The sequence below is a fragment of the uncultured Nostoc sp. genome, from assembly GCF_964245445.1.
In the GTDB taxonomy this organism is placed as follows: domain Bacteria; phylum Cyanobacteriota; class Cyanobacteriia; order Cyanobacteriales; family Nostocaceae; genus Nostoc.
The window spans coordinates 17,141-29,464 of record NZ_CAXTNE010000077.1; the positions used below are offsets into that span (position 1 = coordinate 17,141).

Sequence of the window (12,324 nt, forward strand, 5' to 3'; positions counted from 1 at the left end):
GTTGTCAATGGAACAACTATCTCCACTCACCGATAGCCAACGCCAGTCAAGTTACATCAAGCTGGCTCAGGATTTGCAGAGATTTGGTAAATAGGCTGAAGTTATTAGAAAACTCTACCCCCTTGTGGGTAAAGTTTCGTCAGAGGTCTGTAGTCAGTGGCAGAACAGCTAATAACTGACCACTAACACCCACAGAGCAATAAAACTTCCAAAATTAGTTAGGAAGCAATAGACAAAGAAAGCTAACTCTTTGTTTTATTGCTCTTAACTTTTTGCATAAATAGCCCAGATCAAGGCGATAAGTAACATAACAAGAGCAAAGATTAATTTTTCTCGTAATTCTTAGCCATTCAAATTTAGTTTTGTATGAATAACTAGACTTCAAAACAATACTTACTTAATTAGGTAAGACGTTGGACATTTTTATTGCAAATATTAATTTTTTTAGAGGATGCAATGAGTACTAAGAGCTTAGAATTGCCTATTTTCTCCCTAGTTGCCAAAATTACTGGACATGATGCAGAAGAATTAGAACGAGATATGTTTTTGGAGGGTAACTTAGGATTAGATTCCATCAAAATGATGGAACTATTGAATGGATTAGTAGCACTAATTCCCCAAGAAAGACAACCCAAATTTATGGAGACATTGCCTTTGCAAAATTTGATGCAATTGCAAACTTTGGGCGATGTCGTGCAAATAGTTGATAAATGCTTAGTTTCCCAAATAGATAATTATGATTCTTCGCCATCTGCAAGTATTATCAATCAAAAGGAGCAGGAAACAGAGCAGGTTGAGATTCTTTCTGGGCAATATTTTCATTTACTCGGTCATTGGGTAGTAAATTCAATTAGCTTATTTTCTACTCTACGTTTACGAGGTGATTTTGATTCAAACGTTGCTTGGCAGTCTTGGAAGGACTTGCTGGCTCGTCATCCTATGCTGCGATCGCGCTTTATAATTCCTCCCGATACTACCAGATTCAAGGATTACGAAATGGTAGTCATGGAAAACTCCACTCCTCCTGATATACCTGTTACTGATATCAGGCATCTTCATAGTGAGGCTCAAGAACAGCTAATTAATGATGAATTGCATCGCTGCCTCAATTATGAATGGCAAATGACAGAGTGGCCACTACATCGATTTTTTGTTTTTCGGCTGGAAGATTCAGTCTATCAACTGGTGTTAGCCAACGAGCATCTCATTTCTGATGCCCTGGGATGTCATGTCATCTTACGCGAATTTATGGAAATTTACCGGGCCCATGTCTGCGGTGAACAACCTAATTTGCAGCCACCTACAACCGTCCAAGATTATAGCGAATTAGTGCAATCAATTAATGCCTGGCAAGACCCAGAAGAAGACAAAGCGCTGGTCGAGTATGTAAATCGGCGAGGCAAAGATTCTTACTTATGGAATCCAACAGGAAATGCCATCACATCCCTGTGTCCAAAGTTCCATAATCGCAGATTTTCCTTAGGAAAGTCCATTACTAATCAACTCATTGCCCAAACTCGTGAATGGCGATTACCACTTAACTCTTTACTAGTGGGTGCGTTTGTGCGGGCTGTTGCCAAGTTTGAGAAGTCTAAAAACGAACCGATTATGGTTCAAGTTCCCACCAGTGGACGGGTTTATCCTGGCATAGATGCTTCTGATGTGGTGGGTAGTTTTGCTCAGAATTTGTCCATTAGCCTAGATTTACCAGCACTGAATGAAGATTGGCAACGCTTGTTAAACCGCGTTCATCAGGAAATCCAACAAGGGTTAGTTAATGGTTATGATCGCGCCCAAACTCGTCAAATGGCGATCGCTTTCCGAGACAATATTGTTTTAGAAGATGGCAAAATCCCTGAGCGGATGTTACCTATGTATCGCCGTATCCTGAAATCAAATTTATACTGTCCATTTACAGGACAGACTAATATTAAAAACAAATATGGCCCCATAGATGTAATCGATTATCGCGCAGGTGGTATTAATGCTGCGGGAACAATTGATATATTGCAAGAAATATTTGACGACAGTTTACATTTGTTCGCTAGCTACGACAGTAACTTTTTCCCTGAGTCTGTTATCGATGAATTGATGCAGGAATATATTACCAAAATCCAGGAATTAGCCTCACTAAAAATTCCATCTCAGCAACTAACGCAGGCACTGCCCAAGACACAAACAGATGTAAATATAGCGCAGCTTCTGCAAAAAATCGCCACAGAAATCTGCCATTCCCAGATTACTGACAATGATATGGCTAAGGATTTGGAAGCAGAATTGGGAATGGATTCTTTGGAACTCATCCGCATTGTTACGAGGTTAGAAAAACGGTTAGGCAAAGTAAATCGTCAAGCTTTGCTTTCTTGTCGCAGTCTGCAAGAAATGGCTGTGCTACTTGGGAAGAAACAATCATCTTCTTTACAAAACCAATCAGTTGTCAACAATCAACAACCCCAAGAAATTCCTTACTGGGAAATTATCGAGCAAGCCAAGCGTACTCCCAATGCCATAGCGGTGACGGATGGGGAAACTCAAATTACCTACGCAGAGTTGAACCGTCTTTCCAATCAGGTGGCTAATTATTTGCAAGCTCAGGGAGTTAAACCAGGTGTGTTTGTGGGGATCATGACACGACGTGGGCCTTTGATGTTTGTGGGTATTCTCGGTATTCTCAAAGCAGGCGGAACTTACGTTCCTTTAGATCCTATATATCCTCATGAACGGATTAAGTACATACTAGAACACGCTGAAATCGGAATTTTGCTAACAGAAAATCGCTTGACAAACAAGTTAGCAGAATGCCTTACTGAGCAGTTACCTTTAAATACTTTGATGTTTTTAGATGAGGGTATTTTTGAGCAAGGTAAAGCTTGGACACAGTTAAACAAAAAGACTTGGGCGCGTTGTTCAGACATAGCTCCTGCCAATGTTAATACTCCTGATGACTTAATGACAGTACTGTACACCTCTGGTTCTACAGGTAAACCTAAAGGAGTGATGCTCAACCATCGGGGTTACATGAATCGCCTGGTTTGGATGCAGAATGCTTTTCAATTACGTTATGGCGATCGCGTTGCCCAAAAAACATCTTGCTGTTTTGATATATCAGTATGGGAAATATTCTGGCCTTTGATGGTGGGAGCTACTGTTTATTCTGTGGAAACAGAAACAGTCAAAAATCCTTGGCTCTTAGCACAGTGGATTAAAGATAACCAAATCAATGTCATGCACTTTGTTCCTTCCTTGTTTGGAGAATTTTGTAATGCTTTAGAATCAGAATCATGGACTTTTCCCGATTTGCGTTGGTTAGTCTTTAGTGGTGAAGCTTTACCTGTACCTTTTGTACAGCGTTGGATTGATAAGTATGGCATGAGTGTTGGTTTAGCCAATCTTTATGGCCCCACTGAAGCTTCCATCGATGTCACCGCACACATTATTCGTCAACGTCCAGGCGAACAAGAAATCTGCATTCCTATAGGTAAAGCTATAGATAATGTGCATATCTTAATCTTGGATGAACAGATGCAGCCATTAGCCCCAGGAAAAATGGGAGAACTATGGATTGGCGGTGTGCAATTGGCTAAAGGTTATCTCAAAGATCCACAACGTACAGCAGACGCATTCCGACTGAATCCCTTTACCCACGTTCCAGGGGAATATTTATACAAAACCGGCGATTTAGCTATGGAATTGCCCAATGGCAGTTTTGAGTATCGTGGACGCATTGACCACCAAATAAAAATACGTGGTTTCCGTGTAGAACTGGGTGAAATCGAAAGTGTTCTCAATAGCCATCCCGCGATTAATGAAGCTGCCGTTTTAGCTGTGGATTACGAAAATGGTCAAAAACGGTTAATAGCTTGCTTGGCTGGTTCTCAAGTAGACAATCAACAAATTAAGGAATTCCTGGCTCAACGCTTGCCTGATTACATGATTCCTCACCGATGGGAATGGCTAGCCAGTCTACCTAAAACCCACAATGGCAAGCTAGACCGCAAGGCTATTTTGGCTGCTATCACCCAAGAAAAGCCAACAGTATCCCAGGAATACTTACCTCTAGGCCCTGCTCAACGTTGGTTAGTGAAATACTTTGAGGCTCCATATCAATGGAATGGGTACACGCGTTTTCTTTTCCATCAACCATTAGACGCACAGATATTTAACCAAGCTCTCAATGTTGTACTGGAAACTCATCCTGCTCTACGGACTGTGTTTGTGCAACGAGATCAACAATGGTGGCAACAGTTAATTTCCCCAGAGCAAAAGTTGAGTGCTGAATTCTACGATGGTAGTCATCTTACATCTGCACAGCGAGACAGTGAAATCCACAACCGGATACAAGAAATAGCTCAACAGTTTCAAATCAACCAATGGCCGCTGATGAAAGTAATCGCGATCAAGGTGAATGAATCCTGCTACGATATCTCGCTGGTTGGACATCATATCATCGGTGATTTGCTAAGTACTGGGGTGATTTTTAATCTCTTATGGTTGACCTACAGCGAGTTGTTGGGGAACAGAACTCAGAGTTCTCAGCCTCTCCCTCCGACACCTTCTTATATAGACTATGTGCGTGTGCTGATGCAGGCGGAACAACAGGGAGCTTTGACAAGTCATGTAGATTATTGGAAATCTCAATTTCCTTCTCAGGAATATACCTTCCAAGTTCCCTTTGACCATCAAAAAGGTGCTAATTTAGAGGCTTCCGCCGCCAGCGAAAAATTTACCCTGTCCAAAAACAGCAGTAACATTCTCTTACGTGAAGCCAAACAGTATTACAAATGTAATGTCTACACGTTGCTACTTTCTACCTTGTATCGGTTGATGGCTGAGTGGAGTAGACAACATTGGGTAGTAGTTAGCCATCGCAGCTACGGCAGAAATCTAGATAGCACGCATACGTTTTTAAATAGTGTTGGTAACTTTGCGATGAATTTCCCTGTCGGGGTTAATGTAGGACGTTCTATCAAGTGGGAGCAAACCACCAAGGAAATCCAAGACAAATTTAACGAGTTACCGATGAACGGTGTAACTTTTGATTGGATTTCTGAGCAACTTCCTCATCATGTTTATCCCGATAATAATCTCACACCAGTCAGAGCTAACTACTTAGGAAATCGTACTGCTCCCTCCTCAGAACTGTTTGAGTTTATTGAGGAAGATAGAGATAGTCGGTTGTCCTCTCCTGACCAGAAACGTACAACGTTACTAGAGTTTTTCTTCTCCATCACCGATGGCACTGTTCACTTAGAAATCGAATACTCTCGTAATTTCCATCTACCTGCAACTATTCGTGGACTTGGCGATCGCTATTTGGAACTTATGGCAGAGATGCTAGCCATTGTACCTTTAGTAGGCAATGGCGTAGAAGTGACAAATCACTTTCACAAACCCTATTAGGGTGGCAAACTTTCCATCAGTCTTTCCCACATTCTCTAGTACAGACGCAATAATCGCGTCTGTACGCCCTCCGCACTCCCTATTTTCAAGCTAGATTGCGGTATTTCTACAAAATATCACACCAGTGATATGATGCTGAAAATGTCAATAAAGCTTCCTTAAAACCTTAAATATGCGTACTTATCAACTGTCTACACTTATTGGACTTACCACCTCTGTAACCTTATCTGCAATTGCACCAGTCCAAGCCGCAAACTTAAGCTTTGACTACAACCAACTGCAATTTATTAAATCACGACCAATAGCATCTAGTAATTTTCTGGGGTTAAATGGATCGCCGACTGAAAATCAAGGTTTTGTGCCTTTCTATAATCCAGATCCTTCGGCTCCAGATCACGGTCATAAGGAAATCGGTCTAAATTCGCGCCGAGATTTCCCAGGTTTCAACAATGCCCCATATTACGGGACTGGTCGCCAAGGAAGCCCGGAAGAACCTGCTAGCGGTGCTACCAGAATGACAAGTTTGATTAGCATTAATAGCTTCCCTAGCTTTGGTCAATACCTGACAAATTATGGCATCCCACTCAATGATATTAGCTTTGTGTTTGGTCAAAAGAGCGATCGCGATTTTAACAAAACTTGGAATTTAGGTGCAGATATATTCGGTCAAGATTGGTACGCTGATCCTAATACACCGCTTGAGGAAAGAATTTATAAAGCTAATCCAAATGATGTTGAAATATCACTCTATAGTGGCAATACTAAAATAGTCGATTTTGGATATTCTGATTTTTATTCAATTGTCGATTACGGTTCTACACCATCATTTGATGATGATTTTGAAAGTAGTTTTACCGACCCAATTGCAGCAAAAAAAGCATCTGACTTAGCTCCATTGCTGGCAGGTTTAGCCACAGCTTTTTTAAAGGATGTTAACGCTGCTGGTGGTGGAGTACAGATAGTTAACGAGAACTTTGGAGAACTGGATATTAATTTTGCAAGCGGCAATGGATACGATATGATACTTCTGCCATACCCGATGCAAATTCGCGCAGTTGCGCTAAAAGCAGTTCCAGAAGCTTCTTTTTCTTGGGGAATATTTATGTTTGGAGTTTTGGTTGCTGTGTCCCAGCGCAAGAAACTACAGAACTAACAATTATCCATAATTAGTTTTAGTTATCAAAATTATCCCAATTTTCCCAAGTAGAGACGTTGCAATACAATGTCTCTACTACCTAATCATGTGTTCCTCATCTCATGTAATCATGTCAAAAATAAATTCCTTTATGTCTATCAAAGCACTTTACCGAACTGCTGGTCTGGTATTAGTTGTTGAAAGTCTACTGCTGTTTGTGCCGGTTTTTATTCTTGGTGCAGCAATCAACTGGCCAGCTAGCCTTGGTGAACCTGCTAGTATAATGCTGCCATTACTAATTGAAAAAGCTGAACCAGTCAGAATTGGTTATCTGATCTATCTTCTTTATTCACTACTTTTTTGGGTAGTGGCCTTATTAACTGCTCGTGTCATTAGCAATGGGGAAACCAACTCTATATGGCTCCAAGTGGCAACAGGTTTCGGAATCGCATCTACCGTCACTCGTAGCCTTGGCATTATTCGCTGGCTAGTACCGATGCCAGCTTTAGCGCAAGTCTATGCCGATCCTTCAATCTCTGCACAAACTCGTGAAGCGATCCCTGTTGTCTATAAAACCCTCAATGACTACGCTGGCTCGGTCGGTGAAGTATTAGGTGTTAGCCTATTTACCGTATTGTGGTTAGCAATCATCTCAATTTACTTATTACGTTCAAGAATGCTACCACGTTGGTTAGGAATATTTGGGATCGTCGCTGCTCTGTTTCTGGCAACTCAATTAATAGAACTATTTGGGGTGGATTTGGGAGCATTTATTAGCGTGTCAGTAACTATGCTCCAACTCTGGTTTTTAGCCGCAGGTGTAACCTTATTAAGACACAAAAACGTCTAACTTTAAATGAAACCTGGCATTATTATCTAAAAAAATAATTCTCCTAATATCAAAACCAACCCATGAACACAACAGAAGAACTCCATGTAATTTTTGGTACTGGCCCCCTAGCACAAGCCGTCATGCGTGAACTGCTAGCTCGGAACAAACGGGTGCGTATGATTAACCGCAGTGGCAAAGCAGACGTACCCTCTAATGTGGAAATCATCGCCAGCGATGCTTATAATTCCGAAAATACACAGACAGTTACTAGTGGGGCGACAGTCGTTTACCAATGCGCACAACCAGCCTACACCCAATGGCCAGAGTTTTTTCCCTCCTTGCAAGCTAGCATTGTCGAAGGGGTAGCCGCCAATGGCGCAAAGCTAGTTGTGGGAGATAATCTTTATATGTATGGCCCTGTCAATGGTGTGTTGCGGGAAGATATGCCGAATGCTTCAACCACCCGCAAAGGGCGCGTCCGTGGGCAGATGGCAGAGGCGCTTTTGGATGCACACCGTAGAGGTATTGTACGAGTTGCTATTGGTCGAGCATCGGACTTCTATGGGCCACTAGTACTTGATTCTGTAATGGGTGATCGCATTTTTCCCTCTGTACTGACTGGGAAGCCTGCATCAGCGATCGGTGAAATTGACCTCCCTCATACTTATACTTTTATCGATGACTTTGGCAAGGCATTGGTGGTGTTAGGGGAACAGGATAAAGCATTGGGTCAAATTTGGCACGTACCTAATGCTGAGACTATCACTACTCGACAATTTATCAACATAGCTTTTGAGGAAGCTGGACACCCACCAAAAATCAGTAAAATGGGTAAGTTCATGATGCGACTAGGCGGGATTTTTATCCCAGAAGCTCGTGAAACCGTCGAGATGATGTATGAGTTTGATGAGCCATTTGTTGTAAATCATGATAAATACGTTCAAGCATTTGGCAACCATGCTACCCCTTTACGTGAAGCTATCCGGCACACCTTGACATGGTATAGCGAACATCTCAAAACCTTAAAAACGTAAAAGTTAAGGTTAGCTTTGTCAAGGTTAGACTATCTCATTCCTTTTCTCTTATGGCAATGTTTATCACCATAAGGGAAGGCAACTGTGCTACTTCTCAGCTTAATGCTAGAGAGTGCAAGCTTTACACCCTCAATGACATTAATTTGGCACAGCAACAAATAAAAAGTCACTGTACAGCAGTGGGTTAAGGGATGTTTGCATCAAGGATAGGAATCCTTCCCATCTTTGGAGCTTTTGGGTACACTATACCTAGCACCTGACCTAAAAATAATTTTTCTCTAGTTGCATAAACCTACAATATTTAACTGATTAATATTTAACAATAAATCAGCGAACCTGGATCAACTTTTTCGCTAAAAATTATCAATTTTTGCACTATTCAAGGAGTAGACAAACTAGTGATTATTGTAATGAAACCCTTCACCCCATCTGCGGAAATAGAACAAGTAAATGAAGAAATTCGTCGCTATGAACTTACACCAGAAATCTGTATAGGTCATCACAAAGTAGTAATCGGTTTGGTGGGAGATACCTCAGAACTTGATCCACGCCAGATTCAAAATTTGAACCCTTTTATAGAGCAAGTAATTAGGGTTAAAAAGCCTTTCAAACGAGCTTCTTTAGAATTTCGTTACGGAGAACATAGTGAGGTTGTAGTACCAACACCTAATGGACCTATAACTTTTGGGCAAAACCATCCTGTAGTTGTAGTTGCAGGCCCTTGCTCGGTAGAAAACGAAGAAATGATCGTCGAGACAGCCCAAGCAGTGAAAGAATACGGTGTACAATTTTTACGTGGTGGGGCATATAAACCCCGTACATCACCTTATGCTTTCCAAGGTCACGGTGAGAGCGCTCTAGCTTTGTTAGCAAAAGCTAAAGAAGCTACAGGTTTAGGAATCATTACAGAAATCATGGACACAGATGACTTAGACAAGCTCATCGAAGTAGCAGATGTGTTGCAAATTGGGGCCCGAAATATGCAGAATTTTTCACTTCTCAAAAAGCTAGGAGCTACCACTAAGCCAGTGCTACTGAAGCGGGGACTGTCAGCCACTATCGAAGATTGGTTGATGTCAGCAGAGTATATTTTAGCCGGAGGTAATCCAAACGTTATACTATGTGAGCGAGGAATTCGTACCTTTGACCGACAGTTTACAAGAAACACGCTTGATATATCTGCAATTCCAGTTTTGCGAACCCTGACCCACTTACCTATCATGATTGATCCTAGTCATGCCACAGGTAAGTCCGAATTTGTGCCAACTATGACAATGGCATCAATAGCTGCTGGTGCAGATTCCTTGATGATTGAAGTTCACCCCAATCCAGCTAAAGCACTTTCAGATGGGCCTCAATCACTGACATTGGAAGGATTTAAGGAATTAATGCACGAAATAACTGCCCTAAGTCAATTCTTTGGTCGTTCGCCTCACAGCAATAGTACAAATCTAAAGCCAAAAACTATCTCATTGGTGAGCTATTAAACATATTCATCTCCATCTAAAGTTAATAGTGGTTTAGGACTTCCTTAAATCTTTAACTGTCCTGTTGCTAATAAAAAATTTGAACGATCAAGCCCTAGTAGAATCCTTAGTAGTTTTCATTGATGTCAACTTAGCAAAAAGAAAGCGCTAGACATAAAGTTGGGGAGCAAAGATAGCAAGACAATGAGTTGTCAAAATGGCTACTTTTCGCACCTAAAAATAGGAAATCCAGACCGAAGAAGATAAATACAGGTGCCAGCTTCAGCAATAGAAAAAATAGAAACAGAAATCTATAGGGCTCATATTTTATTTTTGAAAAAAACTCAGTACACCTTTATTCCTTGTTCCCAGTCCCCAGTCTCCAGTCCCCAATCCCCAGTCTCTACGAGTAATTTAGGAATCAAATCGGATTGCTATACGTACTTGCGCTACTAAGAGGTTGGTTGAAAAGTGTTTCCCTGTGGCTTTAGGCACTTTTAGATTTCCCCTTAAAAAAGGAGGAACCAGACTCTAAATCTCCCTTTTTAAGGGAGATTTAGAGGGCTATAAAACTTTTGATACTGACAATAGGACTTTTCAAACATCCTCTAAAACTATCAAGCTTGGAGCTACTGCGATTTTCATCAGGAAAGACAACGAAAAGTTAAGAGAGCAAATTTTCACATTACCAGTGATGATGGTAGTGGTATTAAGTCTGCTCAGTGAACGTCCTAGTTGAGCGAGGCACTCAAGGTGTTAGCAACTGAAGCGTTATTGTTTGTAGAACTAATGTTAGTAAGTTAACAAGCATTATTTCAAAAGTTGATGAAATTATCAGCAAAATTATGGTTATTATCAGCTTTTGGTGATCAATCACGGGTTGCTGAAGGTAGAAAGAAGAAAGAAAAAACTTTATAGGTTCTTGCAGTACAAAGGTTAAATAAAATCTGTATTAAAATCTTATCTTGAAGTTTAATTTTAGCCTTTGTTACCAGTTAAACCTATGCTTTTCAACATCATACAAACCTATAAACCTAATTTTTTATTATTACAGCTTTAAAAACTATGTCTACTGTATCTAAGTTAACACAATTAAAAAAAGGTCTAGAAACAAGCGAAGTTCAGAAAGGGATGAAACTTATAGGATTACAGATTACAGAATTAGAACTAGATCAACTTGCATTTGGCAATACTATTTCGCTAGAAAACAGAAGATTAGGTGAAATCGGTTCAATATTTATACTAGCAGAAGCTCTTTCGGCAATGAATTCAGTTCAAACAAATATTACTTTTCAAGACTTACCACAAACGGTTAAAGAGTTTTCTTGCTGTTACGGAGGAGTTCCAATCTACTGTTGGAATTCTGACTTAATCGGAAAGTGTTGTCTGACCTTAACTTTGCTAGATGGCAAGCCGGCAATTAGAGTTTCATCTCAAAATCTATAGTTTACCATTTCGTAAGGATTCATACCAATTTAATGTGAAGCTGCATAGAAAAGAGCTTCTAGGATAAAGTTATAAGAAGAGACAGAAATTACTTGCTCAAATGTAAGTTAGTCTAAGGGACTTCCAAAGAATAAATTCTTCCAAAAAAAACAAGCAATAGGATTCCTGAAAGAATGATAATAATTTTAAGGAGGAAAGGGGTTGCCGACGGCAACCCCTTTCCTCCTTTTGATCTACGCATGAAAAGCCTATACACTTGTTGTCAGCAGGAAGTGAAACAGTGTAAATTTAGTGTGCTTTAGAGCTTAAAAATTGCTTATAGAAATTAAGCTACGCTTGTTTTACAACAACAGATATCAATAAACCAATTACCTAAGTTTGGAAAGAGTTCATGTAAGCGCCTTTCCCCAACACGAAACAATCACCGGAGTCGTAGAACGTTTAACTTTTTACTCTGCTGAGTCAGGCTACACTGTGGCAAGACTGACCCGCCCCCGTAGCAACGAACTCACCACAGTTGTCGGCAGCTTTGCCAATATTCAGCCAGGTCAGACTTTACAGCTAACTGGTTTCTGGCGTGACCATCCTCAGTTTGGGTCACAATTCCAAGTAGTCAATTATAAAAAAACCAAACCAGCTACTCTCACTGGAATTGAAAAATACTTGGGTAGTGGGTTGATTAAAGGTGTGGGGCCAGTTACAGCCAAGCGCATCGTTGCCCACTTCGGGCTAGAAACGCTGGACATCATCGAAAACCAAATAGAACGACTGATTGAAGTCCAGGGTATTGCCAAAAAGCGGATCACTCTCATCAAAAACGCTTGGTCAACTCAGAAAGCGATCAAAGAAGTAATGGTGTTTCTCCAGGGGCATGGCGTTTCTACCACTTATGCTGTGAAGATTTACAAGCAATATAAGGATGAAGCGATCGCTACAGTAACCCATAACCCTTACCAACGGGAGCGATGCGATTTTGTGAGATGCCTTACTTCGTTTGGGCAGGGGGCAGGG

Annotated in this window: 7 protein-coding genes; all 7 read left to right on the forward strand. The window is 40.8% G+C overall.

Translation table 11 applies throughout. The annotated features are described in order from the left end of the window. Nucleotides 1-456 precede the first annotated feature (456 nt). Nucleotides 457-5,400 (forward strand): amino acid adenylation domain-containing protein, encoded by a 4,944-nt coding sequence (locus tag ACFE90_RS15070; protein WP_375501807.1) that lies wholly within the window; start codon nucleotides 457-459, stop codon nucleotides 5,398-5,400. 172 nt (nucleotides 5,401-5,572) lie between these two features. Further along, nucleotides 5,573-6,553: a hypothetical protein gene (locus ACFE90_RS15075; RefSeq protein ID WP_375501809.1), complete on the forward strand. Its 981-nt coding sequence runs from the start codon at nucleotides 5,573-5,575 to the stop codon at nucleotides 6,551-6,553. Nucleotides 6,554-6,686: 133 nt separating this feature from the next. Further along, nucleotides 6,687-7,385 (forward strand): DUF4386 family protein, encoded by a 699-nt coding sequence (locus ACFE90_RS15080; protein WP_375501811.1) that lies wholly within the window; start codon nucleotides 6,687-6,689, stop codon nucleotides 7,383-7,385. A gap of 62 nt (nucleotides 7,386-7,447) precedes the next feature. Then, a complete protein-coding gene (locus ACFE90_RS15085; protein WP_375501813.1) occupies nucleotides 7,448-8,401 on the forward strand; it encodes an SDR family oxidoreductase in 954 nt (317 codons plus the stop codon). A gap of 398 nt (nucleotides 8,402-8,799) precedes the next feature. Next, nucleotides 8,800-9,888 (forward strand): 3-deoxy-7-phosphoheptulonate synthase, encoded by a 1,089-nt coding sequence (aroF, locus tag ACFE90_RS15090; RefSeq protein WP_375501815.1) that lies wholly within the window; start codon nucleotides 8,800-8,802, stop codon nucleotides 9,886-9,888. 1,044 nt (nucleotides 9,889-10,932) lie between these two features. After that, on the forward strand, nucleotides 10,933-11,313 hold the full coding sequence (locus ACFE90_RS15095) for a hypothetical protein (protein ID WP_375501817.1): 381 nt from the start codon (nucleotides 10,933-10,935) through the stop codon (nucleotides 11,311-11,313). A 378-nt stretch (nucleotides 11,314-11,691) separates the two neighbouring features. Further along, a partial coding sequence (locus tag ACFE90_RS15100; RefSeq protein ID WP_375501819.1) for a helix-hairpin-helix domain-containing protein occupies nucleotides 11,692-12,324 on the forward strand: 633 nt, incomplete at its 3' end.

Excerpts from the sequence above, each read along its gene's own strand:
- ACFE90_RS15080 (WP_375501811.1), top strand. The coding sequence starts at position 6,687 with ATGTCTATCAAAGCACTTTACCGAACTGCTGGTCTGGTATTAGTTGTT.
- ACFE90_RS15075 (WP_375501809.1), top strand. The coding sequence starts at position 5,573 with ATGCGTACTTATCAACTGTCTACACTTATTGGACTTACCACCTCTGTA.
- ACFE90_RS15085 (WP_375501813.1), top strand. The coding sequence starts at position 7,448 with ATGAACACAACAGAAGAACTCCATGTAATTTTTGGTACTGGCCCCCTA.
- ACFE90_RS15095 (WP_375501817.1), top strand. The coding sequence starts at position 10,933 with ATGTCTACTGTATCTAAGTTAACACAATTAAAAAAAGGTCTAGAAACA.
- ACFE90_RS15070 (WP_375501807.1), top strand. The coding sequence starts at position 457 with ATGAGTACTAAGAGCTTAGAATTGCCTATTTTCTCCCTAGTTGCCAAA.